The organism is Paenibacillus sp. Paensp38 (genome assembly GCF_059491915.1).
In genome coordinates, this window is sequence record NZ_CP168516.1 from 2,178,761 (window position 1) to 2,201,589 (window position 22,829).

The window sequence follows — 22,829 nt, forward strand, 5'->3', positions numbered from 1 at the left end:
CTCTTCTCTATTTCATCTCTTTTAATTCCTATTTATAGATTTTCAATCATGCTTAAAATTTCTTCGATTTCCACTGTATCGTTAAGTCTATTTTTAATACTTTTTGCTATTGCCGAAATTGTAGGACCCATAAACACTTCTTTTAATGCAAATTCTATGTCAAATTCTTTATGAACCCTTGATACAAGATTGGTTGCCTTTAATGAGTCTCCTCCTAATTCAAAGAAGTTATCATTTACTCCAATCTTCTGGACTCCAAGGATTTGGCTCCATATCAGTACAAGCTTCTCCTCAATTTCACCGAATGGTGCAGCATAGTCTACCCCTGTATTAATATTTCCATCAGGGGCAGGCAGGGCATTTCTATCTACCTTGCCATTCGCTGATAAAGGCAGTTTTTCCAACTGTACAAAATATGAAGGGATCATGTAGTCTGGCAGATCTTTGGAGAGATACTCCCTTAATTCCGGTATTGTCAATTCACTTTCTCCAACTATATATGCACAGATGTACTTGTTCCCTTGGGGGTCTTCCCTTGTTGCTGCCACAACTTCTTTTATTGAAGAATGTTTTAGAAGCTGAGCTTCTATTTCTCCAAGCTCTATTCGGTATCCGCGGATCTTAACCTGATGGTCTATTCTGCCCAGGAATTCGATATTCCCGTCAGGCAGCCATCTTCCCAGGTCTCCTGTTTTGTACAGCCTTATCCCCTTTTCTTCTCTGAAAGGATCTTCAAGGAATACATGGGCTGTTTTTTCAGGGTCATTTAAATAACCCCTTCCTACACCTGTTCCAGAGACGCAGATCTCTCCTTTTACTCCGATAGGGCACAGGTTCATGTTTTTATCTGTTATATATAGATTCATATTTTGTATAGGCTTGCCTACAGGAATGTTCTCTCCTTCATGAGCAGCTTCCATAGTATATAGAGTAATATCGTCCGCTGCCTCTGCAGGTCCGTAGGCATTAACTACTTTAGTATTTGGACATAGGTCAAACCATTTCCTTACTATGCCGGATTTTACGGTTTCTCCCGTTATCAGCAAGTAATGAAGTTCTTCCGGTTTATTCCCTGTATTTTCCACATACTCAAGCATTAAAGCAAGGTATGAAGGTACCACCTCAAGGACCGTTATGCCATCTTCTATGATCCGATTCGTAAACCTTGCAACATCCTTTACTATTTCATCTGGATAGATGATAATTTGAGCTCCTATGGTTAGGGCTGCAAAGAACTGCCATACAGATACATCAAAGTATTGAGGCGAGTTCTGGGATATTATGCTGTTGTTAGTTATACAAAGTTCCTTTATTTCCGCATGGATGTGGTTTATCATGCCAAGATGCTCTATCATAGCTCCCTTTGGTACACCAGTTGAACCAGATGTATATATAACATAGGCCAAACTATTTATGTCTATATCTAGATCTAGGTTTTCGCCACTTTCAGCCTCAATCTCTTTTTCACACTGGTCAAGGTATATAATTCGGCCTTTATAGTTCTCACTAAGCTGCTGGGTCACATAATCTGATAAGGTCAACACATAGGCAGCTTTAGATTCCTTAAATATATCAAGCACCCTTTGTGTAGGGTATTTTGGATTTACAGGTATGTAAGCCCCCCCTGCTTTCCATATACCAAGTACCGATTCTACAAATAAGGGTCCCCTCTCCAGCATGACAACTACGGCTTCTTCTCTACCAGTGCCAGCCTTTAGCATGTACCTTGCTATCCTGTTTGCCCTTTGGTTGATCTGGCCATATGTAAATCTACGGCCTTCATACGCTACTGCTATATTGTCTGGACGTACTTTCGTCTGCTGCTCAAACAGGTGGTGTACCGTCAGGTGATGTTCAAATTCAACCTTCGTATCGTTAAAGCCGTATATTATTCGCTCCTTTTCTTCTTGGGATAACATATTGATTTCTGATAGTTTTTTTTCAGGGTTTGAGGTTATCTCTTCAAGGATATTAAAGTAATGCTGAACAAGCCTTTCTACCGTCTCCTTCTTAAACAGACGTGTAGCATATTCCATCCATAATATTATATTATGACCATCTGGTATCAACTGGAATGTTAGGTCAAATTTTGATGTTTTACTTTCAACCGGATATTTGGAATACTTTAATTCACCACGATGTTCCATAATATGCTCATCAGAAGGAACAATATTAAACATAACAGTAAATAAAGGATTTCTGCTTGAATCTCTCTTTACGTTAAGTTTTGTCACAAACTGATCAAACCTGTATTCCTGATTTTCATATGCTTCTAAGGAGCTTTCTTTTACTTCTTCCAAGAACTCAGTAAAGGCCTTATTTCCCTCTGGGAAATTCCTTAATGCCAGGGTATTTATAAACATCCCCAGTATTCTTTCAGTATCAAAATGAGTTCTTGCCGCTATAGGAGTACCAATAATTATGTCTTCCTGTCCTGAGTATTTATACATTAGTGTATTTAATGCCGCAAGAAGTATCATATACACGGTGGCTCCTGTTTGGGAGGAAAGTACATTTAATTTATCCATCAAATGACTGTCTAAATCAAATAGCAACCTATTTCCTTCAAAGCTTTGAAGGACAGGCCTAGGATAATCTGTAGGCATATCAAGGATAGGAATTTCACCCTTGAACCTATTAAGCCAGTATTCTTCCTGCTTTTTGTAAACCTCAGTGCTAAACAAGCCATTCTGCCACTGGGCAAAATCCTTATATTGCACCTCCATTGCCGGAAGGCTTTCACCACTTAATATAGAAACTATTTCATCAAAAGTCCTGATTATTGAAGTTCCATCCGAGACTATATGATGTACATCAAGCAAAAGTATTTGCCTGCTAGCATGGATTTCTATAAGACCTACTCTTATTAAGGGTGCTTTGCTTAAATCGAACGGTCTTACAAATTCATCGATTATTTTCTCTACTCCGTCTTCCTCAGACTCAAAATATTCTATAGTAAAATCAACTTCATCTTGTATCCTTTGCACAAGCTCCCCATCAATCATCTCAAAGGATGTCCTAAATGCTTCATGCCTTTGTATCAATGTTTTTAATGCTTCCCCAAGGGCAACCCTTTCAATCCCACCTTCAAATAAAATTCCCACAGGTATGTTATACCCAATGTTGTTACCCTCAAGATTATTAATGATATACATCATCTTTTGTGCAGATGAGGTTTCATAGTACTCTTTTTCAGAAACTTTAGGTATTCTTTCAAGCTCAGCCTTACCCATATTTAGGGAACCCTGTTCTGAAATCTTTCCCGATTCGTATAGCTTTGATATCATTTGCTCGGAAAGATCGTATATGCTGGAACCCTTAAGAAGTTCTACTATGGAAACAGGTGTTTTAAAGGCAACCTCCATCCTGTTTTTTATTTCGGTGGCCATTAATGAATCCATCCCAAAAACAGTTAGTGGTTGTTTGGTACTTAGATCCTCAGGATTATAACGCAAAACCTTCGCTACTATTGTTTTAATATGCATTTCAACGATATTCTGCCTGCTCTGTATTGGAGATGAAATAATATCCTCCAGGATATCAGCATCCACCTTTGATTTATTTATATTCTCTTGTTGTCCTGACTCATCTTGCAAAAGAGTTTTAAGCACATGTGGAGAACTCATGGGTGAGAACCATTTTTCCCCAAACGTTTGCCACGAGAGTATAGGTAGAACCACAGACTGTGCAACAGCTTCTCCAACAAGGTGCTCCATAGCCCTAATTCCCTTTTCTACCGTTACAGATTCTATGGATTTTTGTATATAATACTCCGGATCACGTTCCATAAACCTTGCAGCCATTCCAACCTCTGACCATGGTCCCCAATTGATACTCAGTGCAGGAAGTCCTCTCGATAAACGGTAATGTGCAAGTGAGTCCAAAAAGGCATTCCCAGTTGCATATGCTCCCTGGCCTGGTGAACCAAATACAGAAGCAACTGAAGAAAATAAAATAAAGAAGTCAATAGGCCGTCCCTCTGTCATACGGTGAAGGTTCCATGCACCATTTACCTTAGGCGAAAGGACCCTATAAAAAGTCTCATCTTTACTAACCTCAAGAAATTGATCATCCGTAATACCAGCAGAATGTACAACACCTCGAATAGGAGGCCTTTCTTCCTTATCAAAATCTTTAAAAAATCCAGCAAGCTTTTCCTCATCAGTTACATCCACTGATCCAATATATACTGTTGCCCCCTGGGACTCCAGCTTACGAACAAACTCAATCCTCTCTGCAAGGCTGCTGCCTGGCTCTACATTGTTCCATTCAGAACGTTTTGGAAATTCTCCGCGTCCAAGCAGTACCAGATGTCTTGCTCCCTTGGCAACCATCCACTGGGCTGTAATCATACCTATGCCACCAAAAGCACCTGTAATAACATAACTTCCATCGGGGCGAAGATGTACGGGTACTTGATGCTGCATATCAATCCGCAGTTTATCGATTCTTGCTGCAAGTCTATTCCCATTACGGAAAGCAATTTGGTTCTCTCCATTACCTAAGACTTCTTTTAACAGCATTTCCATTTCACCCGCATTGGCCTCTATGTCAAGGTCTACAAGGCCTCCCCAATTTGAAGGCAACTCATGGTAACCTATGACGGTGCCAAGGCCCCATACCAACGACTGTAAGAATGCAGAATTTGGAGTAGCCCTGTTGATCATTTGGGCTCCTCTTGTAATAACCCACAGCTTAAAATTTAATCCCAGATTTGTGGTTGCTTGTACCAGGTGTTTTAATACAAACAGGTTTTCAAAACAAGCTTTTTCTATAGCTGTATTGCTAACTTCCTGGATCTCAAGGATATTGAGGCTCCACATATATACAATACCTGTTAGCTTCGTTTTAATTTTTGAGAATTCATCAAACAACGCTCTAAGATCCTCAATGCTTCGAGGGTTTATATATATCTCACGCTCTTCATACTGCCAACCAAAACCCTCACCAGGATATACCATAAAGCATTCTTCTCCCCTTTTTTCAAGGAGATTTGCCAGTTCTTTTCCTGCTGCTTTATGATCCACAAAAATAAGCCATGCTCCAGAGTTAGCAGCAGCTGTGCGGGTATCAACTTCTTCACTTTTTAGAAGCTCCCAGTTTATCTCATAAAGATAATCCTTAACTCTTCCAGCATCAGACCCTCCACTATTTCCAAGTTCCTTAGTTCTTATGCCCAGTATTTCGGCGATTAGATTTCCGTCCTCACTATATAGACGGATGTTGGCGTTCAAATTATTATCTTTCCTATCTACCAACTGCGTATGACAAAGCATGACAGGCTCCGGCCTTCCATAAAGCTGCACCCTGTCTATTCCTACAGGTAGGAATGATTGGCCTTCGTTATTTTCATCTTCATTAAGTGGTGCAACTGCCGCAATGGTAACCTGGAAACAGGCGTCCAATACCGCCGGGTGAAGACCGTAGATAGAGCTATCAATCTCCAGTATTTTAGGGATCTCGATCCTGCCAAGAGCTTCGTTATCACCTTTCCATATCTTGTCTATACCTTGGAAATAAGGACCATAATGGAAACCCATTTGATAGAAGGTTTTATAACATACTTCTTTTCCGTATTCTTTGGTACAATTGCCAAGTATTTGAATCAACTCATCTTTAGCAGTGATCTTTATGTTTTGCCGTTTTCTTATTGTGCCGGATGCATTGCATGTCCAAGTCTTATCTTGTCCCGGTATCCTGCTTGAAATCTCGAATTTTGCGGTTTTTGGATCCAAAACCACCTGCACCACAGGTGATACTCCTTGATTTAAAAATAAAGCATTTTCAAACTTTATATCTTCAACTGTATAAAAACCCTCTCCAAAATAGCTTCTGGCACAAGCCATTCCCAGCTCTACATACCCTGCTCCGGGGAAAACTTCTATACCTTGTATTTTATGATCAGAAAGATACGTCATATAGGTAGTATTAAGTTCAATCTCCCATATAGGGCTGGAAGTTTTCAAACGGCGTCCTAAAAACTTGTGCTTATTTTTTCCCTGCCTAAATTCACTTGATTCCTGCGTTTCCATCCAGTATTTATCCCATTGCCATGGATAAAGAGGGAGACTTACAAACTCACCTTGGTACCGGTAAATCTTGTTCCAATCTATAGGGTATCCCAGTGCATATAGATTCCCTAAGTTCTCCAGTATTGAAACCTGTTCGTTTTCATTTCTTTTTATAGAGAACAACTTCTTACCTTCAACGTTTTTAGCTGACAGACAATCAGAAATAGAAGCTGCTAAAACAGGGTGAGGGCCCACCTCAATAAATAAGTTATAATTCAACGAAATCATTTCATACATTGCTGCTTCAAAACGTACCGGCTCTCTTACATTTTTATACCAGTAATGTCCATCACACTCTGTACCCGTCAGCATTTTCCCTGTAACCGTGGAATATATCGGTATCCCGGCAGGCTGGGACTTTATTCCTTTTAATGCCTCCAATAGCTCCTGCTCATATGGTTCCATTTGGTAACTGTGATACGCTACATTGACCTTTAAAAGCCGCGCAAAAACCCCCTTATCCTGCAACTGTTTTTGGATCTGCTCAAGGGCATCAGGATCACCTGACAAAGTTACCGAATTTGGGCTATTGATTGCTGCCATTGAAACACCTTTTATGTTCTCATCCAGCAGGGCCACAACTTCTTTTTCTGGTAAACCTACCGCCAGCATTGTGCCCTTGTTTACTGCTTTTTGCTGTGCACGGCTTCTGTGAATACTTACCAACATGGCATCTTCAAGGCTGTAAATTCCTGCAACATATGTAGAAGCCACTTCTCCAACACTGTGTCCTACCACCGCATGGGGTATAATACCCAAGGATTTCCATACTTCAGTCAAACCCACCTGAACAGCAAAATTGGCAGGTTGAGCAAACTGGGGCTGGTCCAGACGTGAATTCTCCTCATCGGCGAGAAGTTCCTCCAGTAGAGACCATCCAGCATACTGACGTGTAAGTTTATCACATTTTTCTATCATATTTCTAAACACAGGGTCTTTTTCAAGGAGCTGTCTGCCCATAGCCCACCATATGGGCCCCATACCTGTATATACAAAAACAGCTTTATTGTACTTTCCTGCCTCAACATTTCCCGCAGACATCCCCTGGCGTGCTTGTCCTTTAATATACGCTTCCAGGTTTCCTGCAAGTTCTTCCTTTGAAGATGCCGAAACCGCTAGTCTATAGTCATGATGGGTGCGCTTTTTGCTCATCATGCTTCCAATATCATATAAAGAAATACTTTCTCCACTTCCATTAATAAAATCAACATACTTTTGCGCATAGTTTTTTAGCGCCTTTTCTGAGCGCGCAGATATGGGAATCATATATGGCCATCCGGTATTTACATTAACTTCAGGAGTACCCTCTTTTTGGAGATCTGTAGCTTCCTCCAAGAGGATATGGGCATTTGTTCCTCCAAAACCGAATGAATTTATGCCAACCAATGCAGGTTGCGGCAAAGGCTCCAGGGTCTGAGGAATTCGTATACATAAATCGTCAAAGGGAATTTTAGGGTTTGGATTCTTAAAGTGCAGATGTGGAGGTATTTGCTTATGCTTTATGATTAGTGAAGCTTTTATCAGTGCGGCAACTCCTGCAGCGGCCTCAAGGTGGGCAATGTTTGTCTTAACAGATCCGACAATACACTTTTTATCTTTTGGCCTGTCTGTTGAAACCACTCGTGCTATTGCATTAGCCTCAATAGGGTCTCCAACCGGAGTGCCGGTGCCGTGAGCTTCAATATATGTTATATCTGAAGGTGATATTCCTGCCTTTTTGTATACCTCCTTCATTAAGTTTTCCTGAGCCTGCCCGTTTGGAACAGTAATCCCGTCTGTGTGGCCGTCCTGGTTTACACCCGATCCACTTATTACGGCATAAATCCTATCTCCGTCTTCGATAGCATCTGACAGGCGTTTTAAAACCACAACGCCGGCTCCTTCTCCTCTTGCATAACCGTTTGCACTGGAATCGAAAGTTTTGCACCGTCCATCGGGAGATAAAAAACCACCCTTACTTTCCGCTATGGTATACTCAGGTGTAGCTATAACACTTACTCCGCCTGCTATTGCGAGATTACATTCATTATTCAATAAACTCCCGCATGCAAGGTGTGTTGCAACCAAAGAGCCCGAACACGCTGTATCTACAGACAAACTTGGACCTCTGAAATCATATATATATGAAATCCTGTTGGACAACATTGTCATCATCATACCCGTTGCCGAATGTGTATCTAAACTTTCAACCGATTCGTTTTTAAATTGTATTGCTTGATAGTCAAGGGTGAAGCCCGCTACAAAGACACCGGTATTGGTTCCTGCTAGCTTGGCCGGATCCAAGCCTCCATCTTCCATTGCTTCCCATGATGTCTCCAGCATCAGTCTTTGCTGTGGATCAAGAAAGGCCGCTTCCCTTGGAGAAATACCAAAAAACAAAGGGTCAAACTCATCTATTTTATCTAAAAATCCACCATGACAGGTGTAATGCTTGCCTGGCTTTGATTTGTCAGGATCATAAAACTTTTCTAAATCCCAGCGGCCTTCGGGTAAATCGGAAGTCATATCTTTTCCCGCAGTCAATGCTTCCCAGAACTCCTCAGGCCCCCTTATTCCTCCTGGAAAACGGCATCCTATTCCTATAATGGCGATTTTATCCATAACTTTCGACCTCCAATACTTTATTTATATTCTCTTGAATAGCTTGTCTGATAATTGAACAACCCTGCTGCAAAAGTTCAAGCTCGATGGTTAACGGAGGCATAAGTTTTATAACACTGTCTTTTCTTCCTGCGCTTTCGATGATTAAACCGTTTTGGTAACATTCCTCTACTACTTTTTGCGTGATTCGCTCATCCTCCACATTGGAAAAATCAATACCCCAAATCAAACCTGCACCTCGAATGGTCAGGCCCTTATGTAATGACAAAATCTGCTTGGTTAAATATTCTCTTACAAATGCTTCCTTATATTTCACAGACTGTTCCAAATTATTCATTTCCCAATATTCCAACGCAGCTGTAGCTCCAATGAAAGCAAGCTGGTTTCCCCGGAACGTACCGTTATGCTCACCAGGCTTCCAGACATCAAGTTCCGGTTTCATCAGCAGAATAGACATGGGAAGACCATACCCGCTGATTGACTTGGAAAGCAGTACAATATCAGGGATCATCCCGGCACGTTCAAATGAAAAGAACGGTCCGGTGCGTCCGCAGCCAACCTGAATGTCATCGCAAATCAGTAGAATACCGTGTCTGTCGCTAAGTTCCCTCAGCCTGAGCATCCATTCGGGTGAAGCTATATTTACGCCGCCTTCCGCCTGAATGGTTTCAAATATAATAGCCGCCGGTTTTTCGATTCCCGAGTGACCGTCGTTTAGAACGGCTTCCATGTATTCAATAGTATCGAATGAGTCAATTGGACTCTCGGAGTATGGGAAAAAGGTAACATCGGATAATACTATGCCGGAGGAAGATCTTTTCTGAATGTTGCTGGTAACAGCCAGACTCCCCAGCGACATTCCGTGAAATCCTCCCATAAACGCAAATATACCAGTCCGTTTAGTGAATGGCAGTACCAAGATACGGAAAAATTTCTTCCCCAATTACTTCATGTCTTGAGAAATAAGTGATGAGTCTTTCGTATCCGTATTTATCCTTTATGTGTTCTTTTAAAAAGTCCTGATCGATCATGTTTACACTCAATGATAATACAGTAATATGAAAATAATTCCAATAGGTCATAAGTTCTACTTTACTTGAAATTTTTATCAGGCTGGAAATCTTAAAATGAGAGCAACGTATTATAGCAAGGAAGCCACCTACATTTTTTGAGCGTGTATCGGGTTTGTAGAAGTAAAAAGGTATCCTTCTAATAAAAACTTCTTTAGTTACAGGTTGGTAAGCAATATTATCGTCAACGCTCCACTACCCGCCGGATATATATCGCTAGCTCCAGAAGTTTGGGCTTACCGGACGCGCTGGGGTTATGGCGGCAGCCGCAGGACCGATCGATGAGGATCGGACGGATTGACGCGGCATCAATGCGTCAAAGTCAAGAGGCCGCTGAAGAGCTTTCGTAAGCTTTTTTCTGTTGCGGACGGAACCACGAGGCAGCAAGAGCGAGTAGAGAAGTCCCTATTAGTGCGATGATGACCCAGCGGTAACCGTGAATGACGAAAGCAAAATCAACGGCAGAAATCACATTATTCTTTCCGGAATACAGCACGTTCTTCAGGTGGGCTGGCAGCGCTGCGCCGACGATGGTTAAAGAAAGATCCGTACTCAGCACTTGACCCAAGTTATATAGCATGGACCGCAGTCCATTCGCCACCCCGCGGCTTTGCTCCGGAACGCTTGACATGATCTCCGTCGTATTGGGGGTAAGGAATAAACCGGTCCCGACCCCAATTAACAACATGCCGCAAGCGGTGACCCCGTAAGAGAAATTTCCACCGACCACGAATAGGAGTAACCGCCGGTGTCAGCACACGATCACGCTTTGATCGCTTGCTGTAGCCGGGAACTGAGAATGTAGTCTGCAACTGGCTCTTCATCCCCCATTTAAATAAGCCGCCAAGATACCCAGACGTTACCTTGCTCTACACCAACCTGGTAACAACCTTGTTTCCTTGATCGGCCAGTTACGGATTTACTTGCATTTTTATGGTAAAAATAGAAGGCTCAATTTTGATTTTTGTCCCAGTCCAAGAAAACAACTAATAACAATAAATGAAAAAAGCCGCAAAAGTCGCGGCTATTGTGAAATACACTGTCAATACAAAGTATTACCACGAATCTTATAGAATTCGGCAACAACCAGTGGCTGAAATACAGTTTATAATAGTATAGCTTCTTGCTCTAAACGCTTGCCCGTACACAACATCTCTCGAATTAATCCGTGAAACTAGGAATTATCCGTGTTTTCCAGTAGCTGCTCCAATTTGACTTGATAATCTGCAGTGAAGGTTTCTGCCCAATCCAAATGCTGATGGAAAGTAGTCTTATCCATACGATAGGGTCGTAGTTGTGGAAACACTGATTTTTGCAAATGCCGGAATATTTGGAACCCTCCCCAATCGATGTCGCCCCAAAACTGAACTTCAATCTGAAGACCATTTTTATCAAATTTATCTTGGATTTGCCGAAGAAAAAATCGTTTATCCGGTCCTGGAAAACTTCCAAGATAAACAACAATGATCTTCTTCTCTAACAAATTACCAATTCTCGATAACGATTGGATATATTCATGAAATACAGTTTTATTTCCAATGATAAGAATGCGTTCAGCCCTCAAATCTATCACGCGGCCTGCTTTCATTAATTGCGAGTGAACCGTCACACCAAAGAATAGTCGCTCTGGGAGAGATTCACCCATTTGTAATTCAATTCCTTACAAGGCTTGAAGTAACAATTTAGTTTGGACATAATCTTTACTTCAACTGAGATAAATTTGTCAATACTGACTACTAGATCAAAGTTGGAGGAATAAGCACATGGTGACCTGAAGCGGATTATTGTCAAAACAAGAATTACGTCAATTCGTAAAAGAGCATAATTTTCAATCGGCAGAAGATATTCAATGGACATTAAAGGAATTATTTGCAGATGTACTTCAAGAAGCATTAGAAGCCGAACTGGATACGCATCCCGGTTATGAGAAACATGATGTAAAAACAAACAAACGAGAAACAGCCGCGACGGCTACAACAGTAAGAAAACCGTAACCTCCGAATACGGTGATGTAGAATTTGAACCTGTAGTCGTGAAGAAAAATCAAACGAATGTGACCGGCATTGAGGAGCACATATGTATGCGAAGGGTATCAGTACACGGGACATTCAGGATCATTAGAATAAGTCAATATCTCCGAAACGCTGGCTGATTAATTCTCGGTACTGTCCGTTCTCTATGCGTAATTCGTCCAAAGCATCTTTATACGTACTTATAAGCTGTGTTAAATGAGTAACCTTGGCTTGCAATTCCCGGTGCTCCTGGGCTACAATCTCAGGACTTGTAATCGTTGGTTCTCCTTCAGAGGCCGAGTCTAGGATTAATTGTATTTCCTCATTCAATTTGGTGAACCATTTTTCCAAATATTCCTTATAGGAACCCGTCCACAACATTCGCGAGCTTTTCAATCTGATTCGCGAGCTTTTCAATCTGATTCGCGGGCGTTTTGCAATCATATCGTACACATCTGATTTTGAAAGACGCGATAATCGCCCCTTTTTGACATCATTTAAAAGCTTTCTTTTTACTTGTGCACATTCCCATGCAAGTCGCTGCTACTGAAAGAAACCGGACGAGCCAATTTACTTTACCTCCCCACTTAAAATATAACAAAGCACTTCTGCATTAGTTGGATTAGGCTTCTCTTTAGACTGTTCACGAAAGTATGCCTTTGCTTTCTCAAAGAGCAATGAATGCAGTTTTTTCGCCTCATTTGGCGGCATTTTAAATTTATTTACCCAGAGACTTCTTTCTGTTTTGTTCAACCGTTCCTTTATATCCTCAGCCTTCTGAAAAACCATTTTTCGTTGTCCTGTGGACTTGAAATTTTTCTCTGCATCGAGACAATAGTAATAATGCAACATTTCACGAAATATGTCGGCCTTGTGCGCATCTTCTGTACCCTCATCAGGACTATAATCATCACATGCTCTACAATGCCCGGGTGTATGACCACAGTTTAGCAAGACATGTGCATTACAATTATGCGTATAACCACCTACGTTAACCTCGTGTAACTCATCTTCCAAATCAATAACTTTACCTTGGAAACGTGGTGATTCCTCTATAATTTTCTGGGTTAATTTATATGCTTCATCTAGCTTTTGAGGCGTGACCTCAAACTTAGATGAAATTTCGGTTATCTCATCAATGGCTACATATTCAGTAGACGAAATTCCAGCCCCTTCTGTCTTATCAGCATCCTCCCCTTCCGGTTTCTTTCTCCAAACGCCTTTTTGAAGTAGATGACCAAACTTTGCAACTTCTTCTGCAGGCATTGTTTCCGTATAAGGCTTTTTTGAGGAAGGATGACTATGTCCTGCCTGCCTCTCTAGTAGCTCATCATTGTCTCCTAAGATACGCCGATAAGTAAGATGGAGCGCTCTTAGATTATGGGGTGTGAAATATGGCTTCCTAAGTTCAGGCCATAACTTCGATTGATTGCGAGTTAAAAAATTATACAGTCCGCTAGTTCGTATAGGGCCATCATTATGTTTTGAAGCCAGTAAACGAAGTTCCGTAAGGCCATCCCCACCCCACTCTCTTGGAAAAAATATAGGTTCTGATGGGGCAAAATGAATCAATTCGTTAAACCATCTTGCAGCATCGCTCTTCACTAGAGCGTGATGAACCCATTCATAGCCGTTTCGATCGGGTTGATTGCGAATGGTCTTGGTTTTGTGAAAACGAATCCAGGAATTATCCTGCGAATCTATAAATAAAGCATTCTGAAGCAAATTAACTATTTCATGAGGCCTTGCTGCAGTTGATAACATCAACAGGCAAGCCCGCCTATGACGAAAGTCCATCAGAATGTTCTCGTTAATTAAAGGAGTTTGATCGTTCATTAAGGTCTGCACAAGAATATAAGCTTTGGACATACTAAATACTCGTCCATGATCTTTTGACATAACACGTCTAGGTCTTGGCATAATCCGTTCTATGTTGTATGAAGCATTTGTAGTTCTTATAAGCCACCTAAGCCAATGTCGAAGCGCCACTCGGAAAAACGTCTTATCTTCTTGTCCCTTCATCTGGCCAAAAATCTCTGTGTATACTTCTGATATTGAATTCTCGCTTATGTCAGTAAGACCTTTTGATCGACATTTGATTGCAAAATACCGGATGTACTTGACTATCGCTTTCCAATAATTTATGCTGATAGTTTTTTTACCGTATCTGAAAAGTAAATTTCCTTCATCGTCGTAATAATCATCAGTTATTGAATTATTCACACGTTGCCTCAAGTAAGAAAATGCAAAGGTATAGAGACTCTCCTCAAACGGCGTTTGGGTTGGATATATTCCCGCGGCTATCCAGACACTTCTTTCCGCTTCATCGCAAGGTATGACCGGTTTATTTTCAATCAAGGAATCTGTTTCTTTAGCTAACATCTTACCTAGGAGGGTTAAACTACTTCTATGATATTTAGCGATCTTACTTGCTTTTGCTAATACAGAGGAAGTAATAATATGATTACCCTCTAACCCTTCCTTAAGGGCGTAACCTGCGAACCATAAGCAAACTACAGTTCGAAGCAAAGGAATCCTTTTCTTTGCCTTTTGTAGTTGTTTTTCGCTATCCATCGGATACAATACCGGATAGTATTTATCGTAAAGCGCATCAAAGTACTCAAAATTCGGTAACTCGGGAAAAGGAAATTTATTGAATTCGGTCTTTGTTGGAAATACGATCTCTAAAGGCAAACTGATCCGTTGTAAAAAGGCAAGCAGTAATACGTAATCTCTTTGGGTGCCGGGTAACTTGAAAAATATTGTGGGTTGTACCAAATCCGTTAAGGAGCTTGATAAAATAGGTTCAACCCGTCCCCAAGTCTCTGCCGATCTGTATTGTTCATACTCCGATCTTGTCAGATGCTCTCTACTCTCGAATTGTCCCTTTCGCCTTACAGTAATGGGTCCAAATCTCAGGGATTGCCAAGCTAATATTTGCGACACGATTTCACCTCTTTCCAATCTAAGCTCAGACTAGTCGACTGATAACCTCTATTTGAATCTGTTCGTCACTATAGCCGAAATGCCGAATCATGTCCCCAAGCAACGCTATTTGCGTAGCTAATCCGGCCGCCTTGGCGTTTTTGGTTGTAAAATCCCGACTGCCTCGCATCATGTTCCACATGTCCTTGGTTAATCTGGCCAAAGTATGAAATGCCTGTGCTGCTTCACTTTTTCGTATGGCGAAATGATGACAGGAAAAACACTTTGCCTCAAAAAGGCAAGCCCTCTGTATTAAACATCTTCCTACACCTGTAGGAGCTGGAAGCCCGAATTTTGCAAAGAATTCATCTAAAGATAGCTCTTCAGATCCCAAAGCTTTTATCAATTCGTCAGGCTCAGTTTGTTCGCTGGCAAGTGCTTCGAAGATTCGCCAAATAAACCGTCCCGCAATCTCACCATCCTGATATTTCTTAATAGTAGCAAATAACAATGCTTGACGGGAGAGATTACTTCGTAAGTATCGATTCAGCATGGTTTGATTTTCATGACCTGCAGCAAGTCGTGCTAACTCACTGTTCCCGGTTTCGATTGCAATGTGAGTTATGAGATAGTGTCTGTAACCATGAGCCTTCCCTTTTTTATCTCCATGTCCAATAAATTCTGCTATCTTGTAAAAAAACCTATATATTTGTCTTTCATTCAAAATCCAGGGATATTTCTCCAATTGAAAAAGATGCACATACGATGCATCCGCTCTTTCGTTCCGTATCGGTCGGAAGGCTTTATCGCTCGATCTTTTCTGTAAAAATTCGACCGCTCTAAGACCTGCAGAATCAATTATAGGAAATTGGCCGTTACGATGTTTAGCTTTCTCAATACCTGAATATGGGCTGTATAATCCTACCGCTGATGGAGCATTAGGCAATGGCAGCATACATTCTTCAGCCTGAAGATTGAGCAGATACGTTTTACGCACCGGTGATGAGGCAATAATTAACCAAAAAGCGCGACATAAAACTTCAACATCATCTTCGGGATGATAATTTTCAATTGCTTCCTTCATGAGCATCGGGAAGTTTGGGTCATCAAAAGCGAGGCCATCACCGGAATATGTTTCTTCTTGGGCCTCACGATGAATTCCAGAATATAAATCACTGGGCCAGTCAACGTATGTTGGAAAAAATGTATGAGAACCTTTCCCCCAATCAAAGAATAACTTTATGTGTAGAAGATTGTTCCCGGTATACTTAGCTGAAAACTCCTCTCCATCGTTATTCTTTGAAATGTAATCAAACAAATCGAGAAAATCTTCATACTCGAGAGATGAAGCATCCGACTCCCCGTGCTGGTCAAGCCATTTAAAAAATTTATGCAAAGCACTGCCCGCTTTACGAATATAATAGTCTAGCGAATTACTTCGTTTTAAATGCTCGCGAAACTCACGTGCGATATCCCCCCACTTTGGATGCTCACAGCAATCGTCAAACAGTATTCTTTGCCTACGTCTTCCTGGTTCATCCGAATATCCAAGCTCAAAAAGAATGTCCTTTAAACACTTGGCGTTATAACGTTTGTCGTTCGGACGCATTACATCCGCTAACGCTATATCTTCTTCCGTGAAATCGCCCAGCGGTTTCATAACACCTAGAAGGTGTATAGATAGTTTGTTGAACAAACCTATACGGTTTGAGTCTTTTTTGCGGATGTTTTCTGCTTCTGAATTTTTGAGGAGGCCCATTTTGACGGGGAAATCCGACAGATTAACACGACCTCTGGTTGACAGGTAACAAACCAAGTCGTTTCGACGATATTGTGCTACTACATCATTTCCCTTGCAAAAACCTGTATGCCAAGCCCAGAAAATGACATACCATAGGTCTCGACTGTCGCGATGCCGAAAGGTTGGTCTCTCTTCAGGCGGTACAGCTAACCAGTTATCCGGGGCCGGAAATGTAGTAAATAATTGAAGGACGGGATTTTTTATAGAAGAAAATACTTGATTCACATGATTCAAACGCAGCGTGTTTTTTAAAAATTTGCGAAATTCCGATAATGGAGTCCATTCTAGTGTCATTCCGAGTCCTCCTCATGCGCGTGGATTCCCTCTGAGATCTCCGCCTGTCGCATAAATACCCTCCCTAAATGATCTACTTTACCTTTTTCGTGTCATTATTTGACTCAGGTATCTAATGAATATATGTATCGCGCGTAATCACGACAGAAGAATGCCCCAACCACTTGCTGATCTCTTCGAATGGTCTGCGATATCTTAGGAGAAGTGATGTCGCGAATAAGTGTCGGAAGGTGTGTGGATAGTAGGAACGTAGGTCTACGCTTCCCCCAGTTCGTTGAAATAAGTCATCAGCCAAATTATTATACTTACTGTAAACGCCTTTCTTACTTAATGGCTTCCCTTTTGAATTGTTTGACTCTGATACAAATAGATAGCCATGATCTTCACTTGTGTAATAAGACAAAAGTTCCCGCCGCTGAAGAAGTGCCCAATACAGAAGATCAGTGAACTCCTCTTGTGTTGGAAATCGGATATTTTTCCTGCTAAATGGATCAATTGTTTTGTGAGTTATCAACGCCACGTCCCTGCAGGAAGCCTTCGTTTTCCATCCCGTATCAATGACCCAATTCCCCCGCAACCCGCGTTCTTTTACAAACTGCAAGTTCCCGGAAAGAGACTCGGTTAATTCCTCTCTTGCTGTATGATACACGTTTAAGTTGGAAGGAATTGTTGACGGCTCAATTCGAATCTCAGCTGCTTCACTAGGGCGTAATCCAAAGTAACGCAATATCGCAAAGAGAAGAAGATCCAAAGCATTTTCATACGGATCGATCAATTCAAAGAACATGTCTGCTTCGGTCTCACTAAAGACCTTGTCGTGGTTAATGGGAGAGGCTTGCCTGCTCTTCCCTCCTCCAGGTCCTGCAGTACCGGAATCTCGAGCAATATTTTCCACATCAAACACTATCCGCACCCTACTACCCGCAGTACCCGCTATTAATGAATGATTATCTCTTATTTCTTTTCTCGGAACCTGCTCTAATGGCAGGTATTTAAATCTTGTTGTTCTATCACGCAAGAACTTCAGATATGCACATGCAGTATAGATGATCGGAGCAAGTGCACCAGACGGGTACTCACACCAGTTGGTTTTCTTTAAATCGTTATGACTGCTTCGAATTACGGTTGATAGCTTCCCTTCTGCCATTGCATGTTTGTTAAGGGGGATATTCTTTAACATAGACCAATGAATCCCGTGAGTCGCCACCTTTAAATCTTCAAATGGCTTGTAACCTTTTGGAATACATCGAAGGTAATCCGCAAATCCCAGTAATATTACTTCAATAGGATACGGTCTTACCTGCTTTTACTTCGATATTATGGATATGTTCAAAATCTTCCTCTAGCCTCCAGAACATCATGTAATCCAAGAACTTTTTCAGATTCTGGGCATGCCCTGTAACCGTATTCATTTTTAGCTTTTCCGTAAATAATAGATTCATTAAAAATGTTGTAGCTTCATGATGAGTACTATGATTTGGTTTAACAATAGCGATCACTTGGGTACCTTCTACTTGATGTATGTAATGTAAACCATCAATGTTAAGGGATTTGTAGTATCGGGCATACCCAACCAATCGCATTGTTTCCCCCATTAGCTGTGCTATGCTCAGAAGCTCTTTACACACACACTCCCCCCCTCTCCCAAGCATTTTTATTCATTCCTCTGTATAAGTTGAGTATAGAGGGACCACCCCCACCTCAATTATGTTTCCATAATTTTCTTTAATTCTACACAATACGTTGCATTCTGACAACAATAATTCACCCCCTATCCATAGATAAGATAAGGGGTTTCGAGATTTACATTATTTACTTCCCATTTATCAAAAGCTCAATTCCAGAATCAGATACAATACCGATGCCATTTCGAATGATAAGCTATTTGACTATTCGATTTGCTTGGAGTGACTACAGGACTCACGGGTATTCTGTATTAACAAGAGTCAGTTGTTAGTTTTCTTCTTTACCTGAACAGGTACATTAAAATCATCGACGTTAATATGTCCAAACCCGCCTTTGGAGTGGTCAACCACCTTTATATAAAGCTCCTCCCCGATATAATCCGTCGCATCCCAAATCTTACGTTGATATTCCTCATAATTGGTCGCTGTCTCTTTAAATAACTCTTTGTCGTCCGACGCCCGAACCAGCGCAACATACAGACGATCTATATCCCGGCCTCCGCTGATAAGGAAGTTGATCTTACCGTTCCCACCAAGGACGAAATTTTGAGATCTTAGCGCTCCGGTTAAGCTGTCGCCGCCGGCTTGCTCGTTGAAGCCCCACAAATGGTAGCTGCCCGGAATTTTATGCGACGGGTTGAAGAAAATGTTGTCCCAGAAGAACTGGGTATTGGTCACATGGACATTCTGGAAGGCGTCTCCTTCCGTCATCCATCCTGTTAAGTCGCCCGTAGCAAAATCATGGTTAGGCAGCTCTGTAATATCCTTATACACAGAATTATCCCACTTATCGGGTACATAGACCGGAGCAGCCGGTTTACCCGTTAAGGCATTCATATCCCATACTTGCATGGATTTGATATTGATATCGCCATCGGCCCAGATCTGTAAGCCTAAGGAGTCGTATCTGCCTACATAGACACGAGTTGTCAGCTTCTTCTTGTAATTTGCAAAGGCTTCAATGACCGAGCGATCAAGAAAGATATGGAGTTTCAAGTTCTCTCCTTCAAGATCTACATATCCTCCTTGAATGCCGTCTACACGCACATCCGGATCAATGCTGCTCTTGGTTCGATCCACATTAAACGTCCCGTTCTTCTTGTCGTAGTAAATGAGCGTCTCTTCTTGGCCTTTTTCCGAGCGTCGCACCTTGAGACCAAATTTCTGGGCTTCACGCGGATCAATCTCCATCACAATCTCTAGCATGTCGCCTTTGACATTCTTAATCAATTGATTGGCACTCTCCAAATTTTTGTCCGAAAAATCAACCCATTTTTCCCCTCGAAGGCTCTGCAGTTCTTTAATCGGTTCGATATGCAATTTATCATGCTTATCGAGGCTTAGGGAAACCGGCAAAGATAAATTATGAGCCCATCCAGATTGATATTCGGCTTGCGGTGTTCTTACATTTTGCACCATAGAGAATACGACCGTTCTTCCGTCGGGTGTGACCAGACCGCTCTCTGCGGTTAAATAGCCGTCACCTACATCCATTTTGGAGGGTGCCTCCTGATCAGGAATAAATTTAAAGTTATCCCGGTCCCAGGTCCCGATCCAGTAAAAGACCTCAACATCTCTTTGCACATCGTTCGCTGGAGGAACATGCTCCGGCTTTTCATGGGGATTAATCATGAAAATATATTTTTGCTTGCCCGTACTATCCGTGCCTAATGGCAATAACACTGGTAGCTCCCATACCGTACCCAACTCCGGATAACGGCTTCTGTCACTAACGTATAACGGCCCCTTATATTTCCAATTGTACATATCTTCGGATACATACACCAAAGCTGTGCCGCTGCTGAAGTCTGGAAGACCAGATGTCACTAACTGATACCACTTGTCCACCTCTTTGTCGTACCATACAAACGGATCGCGGAACTCGTTGTGGATGCCTTTTCCGTTCTGCTCCGTTACCGGTTTAGGATATTTCCCCCATTTTTCCAAATAGGGATCGGACAAATCCGCCGGAGTTGCCAACCCTGTTCTTTGGTTCGGCGACAAGGAGTCGTTGCCAGCGGTATAGAACAGAACAGGATTGCCGTTTCGATCATACGCTGCACTGCCTGACCACGTGCCGTCCGGATCTAGGGTGCCCGCTTCGGGCGCAAGAGCAGGTCTTACATTTTCCCAGTTCACCATATCGTCACTCACCCAATGCCCCCAGTGGATTTGATGCCAGAATGGACCTTGCGGGTTATGTTGATAAAATAAATGGTATTTGCCGTTATAGTAAATCGGTGCATGTGCTTCATTCATCCAGTTTTGCGGAGGCATCGCGTGGTACTGGGGTCGGTGCTGATCTCCGTCAAACACACTTGGATCCTCATCAATGTCCGCATTCGGAATTTTCGGAATTGAACCTCCATGAAGCGCCTTCACGCTCTCATATCCAGCAAGTATCTCCTGGTTCGTAAGGGCTTTATTATGCAGCTTCACTTCATCTAGGAGTCCGCTGAACATATTGAAGGAGAACACCCCTGCTAACTCTACAGGTTTATTATTTTTCCCGATGATCAGGCTTTCGGTAGATGGTGTGATCGGAACGTTGACGGGGGTTGCTTGGGAAGCCACTTCCTCACCGTTTAGATATAACTTAATTTTTCCATCTTCTTTACTGAAAGTAGCGGCCACATAATTCCACTTGTATTTTTCCAACGGGTGATCCTTTACCCATACCTGAATCCACTGACCGCCGATGCCTACTTGCATCGACCATGTACCGTGCCGATACATACCAAGAGAAAAGCCTTCCGCTTTATCCTGGTCGGATTGGTTTACGATCGCAGACAGCTTGTTTCCGTCTCCCCACTCATAGCTACGCGGTGCAACCCAAGCTTCGATGGTTAACGCGTCGCTTATAGGCACAGTATCGTTTGCATTGACCTCAATATAATTCGAGTATCCATCGAACAATAAGGCGCCGCCTTTTATTCCGCGCGGAGTCCATCTCGGATCCTTCGACGCCATATACCTGGCGTTGTTAAATACATAGTTCACATCGTGCTTAAGATCGTGTACTTTCTCCAACGCTTTCTTTCCTGCGCCTTCATCAAGGTTTAAGTAGAAAATAGTCCCCCTACCACTTGCTTGGAAACTATCAACGGCAATGCTGGCTTCATTGGAATGATCGACAACCTTTACATAGAGCTTCTTGTTGTAGTGTTCTTGCACTTTCCATGAGATTTTCTCGTTCGCGCTGACATTCCCGGTTTTCATAAGCAATGTGTTGCTGTTCGCATCGAAAAGTGCAACATATGCATTTTCTGGTTTGAGGATATCCAAAACAGTAAAATTAATTGTTCCGGTTCCCTGAAGCGTGAAAGTATTAGAAGTGATGGAGCCCTTTCCTTGCAGGGAGGATTTGGCATAAAAGTTCCCTTCTTTGCTCGCATGAGCTTCATCAGTTACTTCAAAAGCATCTTCCTCAACCGTCCAGCCATCGAGATTTCCGGTTTCAAAGCTTGGATTATCGATTTCATAGCGCTTGAAATCCGGCTTGATATCCGTCGCAACAATTCCTTCAGCTGGCTCCGACTCATGGTACATGGAGAATGCGTCCGCAAAAATGACTCCCCAATCCGAGGTTGCATTATCGACGACCTCCACATACAGTTTCTTGCCCAATTGTGTGGAAAGATCCGCCTTGTATTGCACCATATTGGCAAGCCGCATGCCCTGCGCAGGATCCGGGAAGCCAACGTCGGCGAATGCGCTATTTCCGTATCGGGCAATAACTTGTCCCGTATCGACTTCCACAATATTTATAAATACCTTGTCTGGGTTCTTTGCACCGCCAAGCTTGAAGCTGATCCAGCCGCTTCCGCCCAGCTCGAAAGTGCTGGAACGAAGTACACCTGTCGCAGATTCGTCATACTTCCAGCCGTTTAAATGATAAGCTCCTTCCTGGTTATACGGTATTTTTTCTGCCCACCAAGTCGTTTCGTCGGTTACGCTATTCGGACCGAACGCATCGCCTTTGATAACGGTCCATCCCGTCAAATCTCCTGTTTCAAATCCAGGATTCCGGATTTGATAGACTGAATCTGTAACTGACAATCCCATGTCATTCTTAGGAATATTCTTGATTTGATAAATCGCATCCGTAACCGATGATTTCACATCATTCTTAGGAATGAGCGTTTCTCCAGCAACAGTTCTATTTTCGGACGCGACAGAGATTCCCGGAACAACAAGCTGGAGCACCATAGCCCATATAACCATTCCCGATATCCAACATTTTCCTCTTTTGACTTTCCTCATTCTCGAGCCTCCTTCGAAACTTGTTATACTTGCGAACATCGATACCTCATTTCGAAATGCTCTCCTTGTACAAAGATGAATAGTCATGAAGAAGGGAGAATATGAAT

The 22,829-nt window shown here is 42.2% G+C and carries 9 protein-coding genes and 2 pseudogenes; 1 reads left to right on the forward strand and 10 read right to left on the reverse strand.

What is annotated here, in order from left to right; translation table 11 throughout:
* Positions 1-32 precede the first annotated feature (32 nt).
* The 4 genes and pseudogenes from ACEN8J_RS09865 to ACEN8J_RS09880 all read right to left on the reverse strand — a co-directional run bounded on the left by ACEN8J_RS09865 (position 33) and on the right by ACEN8J_RS09880 (position 11,387).
* Positions 33-8,672 carry an amino acid adenylation domain-containing protein gene (locus ACEN8J_RS09865; RefSeq protein ID WP_495594449.1) on the reverse strand — a complete coding sequence of 2,880 codons (8,640 nt, stop codon included), beginning with the start codon at positions 8,670-8,672 and terminating at the stop codon, positions 33-35.
* Positions 8,665-9,573, reverse strand: a pseudogene (locus ACEN8J_RS09870) (aminotransferase class III-fold pyridoxal phosphate-dependent enzyme); the annotation flags it as partial. The pseudogene ACEN8J_RS09870 and the gene ACEN8J_RS09865, both read right to left, overlap by 8 nt.
* Positions 9,574-10,064: 491 nt before the next feature.
* The gene (locus ACEN8J_RS09875) at positions 10,065-10,373 is read right to left on the reverse strand and encodes a hypothetical protein (RefSeq protein ID WP_495594450.1); all 309 of its coding nucleotides are present in this window, start codon (positions 10,371-10,373) and stop codon (positions 10,065-10,067) included.
* Between the two features lie 543 nt (positions 10,374-10,916).
* The gene (locus tag ACEN8J_RS09880) at positions 10,917-11,387 is read right to left on the reverse strand and encodes a Wadjet anti-phage system protein JetD domain-containing protein (RefSeq protein WP_029515261.1); all 471 of its coding nucleotides are present in this window, start codon (positions 11,385-11,387) and stop codon (positions 10,917-10,919) included.
* Positions 11,388-11,526: 139 nt separating this feature from the next.
* Between ACEN8J_RS09880 and ACEN8J_RS09885 the strand changes: the two are divergent.
* Positions 11,527-11,860: pseudogene (locus ACEN8J_RS09885) on the forward strand (transposase); the annotation flags it as partial.
* Here ACEN8J_RS09885 and ACEN8J_RS09890 read toward each other — a convergent pair.
* The 6 genes from ACEN8J_RS09890 to ACEN8J_RS09915 all read right to left on the reverse strand — a co-directional run bounded on the left by ACEN8J_RS09890 (position 11,860) and on the right by ACEN8J_RS09915 (position 22,722).
* On the reverse strand, positions 11,860-12,198 hold the full coding sequence (locus ACEN8J_RS09890; RefSeq protein ID WP_495594451.1) for a hypothetical protein: 339 nt from the start codon (positions 12,196-12,198) through the stop codon (positions 11,860-11,862). The pseudogene ACEN8J_RS09885 and the gene ACEN8J_RS09890 sit on opposite strands and share 1 nt — an antisense overlap.
* Before the next feature lie 126 nt (positions 12,199-12,324).
* On the reverse strand, positions 12,325-14,700 hold the full coding sequence (locus tag ACEN8J_RS09895; protein WP_029515264.1) for a site-specific integrase: 2,376 nt from the start codon (positions 14,698-14,700) through the stop codon (positions 12,325-12,327).
* A 25-nt stretch (positions 14,701-14,725) separates the two neighbouring features.
* A complete protein-coding gene (locus tag ACEN8J_RS09900; RefSeq protein WP_029515266.1) occupies positions 14,726-16,774 on the reverse strand; it encodes a site-specific integrase in 2,049 nt (682 codons plus the stop codon).
* A gap of 112 nt (positions 16,775-16,886) precedes the next feature.
* Positions 16,887-17,954, reverse strand: coding sequence for a tyrosine-type recombinase/integrase (locus ACEN8J_RS09905; protein WP_495594452.1), 1,068 nt, complete (start codon positions 17,952-17,954; stop codon positions 16,887-16,889).
* A 100-nt stretch (positions 17,955-18,054) separates the two neighbouring features.
* Positions 18,055-18,402, reverse strand: a complete 348-nt coding sequence (locus ACEN8J_RS09910) for a hypothetical protein (protein ID WP_495594453.1) — start codon at positions 18,400-18,402, stop codon at positions 18,055-18,057.
* Between the two features lie 318 nt (positions 18,403-18,720).
* Positions 18,721-22,722 (reverse strand): GH32 C-terminal domain-containing protein, encoded by a 4,002-nt coding sequence (locus ACEN8J_RS09915; protein ID WP_495594454.1) that lies wholly within the window; start codon positions 22,720-22,722, stop codon positions 18,721-18,723.
* Positions 22,723-22,829: the final 107 nt, after the last annotated feature.

What these genes read in the sequence shown, in the direction of transcription:
- ACEN8J_RS09900 (WP_029515266.1), bottom strand. Translation starts at nt 16,774, where the DNA reads ATGACACTAGAATGGACTCCATTATCGGAATTTCGCAAATTTTTAAAA.
- ACEN8J_RS09905 (WP_495594452.1), bottom strand. Translation starts at nt 17,954, where the DNA reads ATGTTAAAGAATATCCCCCTTAACAAACATGCAATGGCAGAAGGGAAG.
- ACEN8J_RS09865 (WP_495594449.1), bottom strand. Translation starts at nt 8,672, where the DNA reads ATGGATAAAATCGCCATTATAGGAATAGGATGCCGTTTTCCAGGAGGA.
- ACEN8J_RS09890 (WP_495594451.1), bottom strand. Translation starts at nt 12,198, where the DNA reads ATGATTGCAAAACGCCCGCGAATCAGATTGAAAAGCTCGCGAATCAGA.
- ACEN8J_RS09915 (WP_495594454.1), bottom strand. Translation starts at nt 22,722, where the DNA reads ATGAGGAAAGTCAAAAGAGGAAAATGTTGGATATCGGGAATGGTTATA.
- ACEN8J_RS09880 (WP_029515261.1), bottom strand. Translation starts at nt 11,387, where the DNA reads ATGGGTGAATCTCTCCCAGAGCGACTATTCTTTGGTGTGACGGTTCAC.
- ACEN8J_RS09875 (WP_495594450.1), bottom strand. Translation starts at nt 10,373, where the DNA reads ATGTCAAGCGTTCCGGAGCAAAGCCGCGGGGTGGCGAATGGACTGCGG.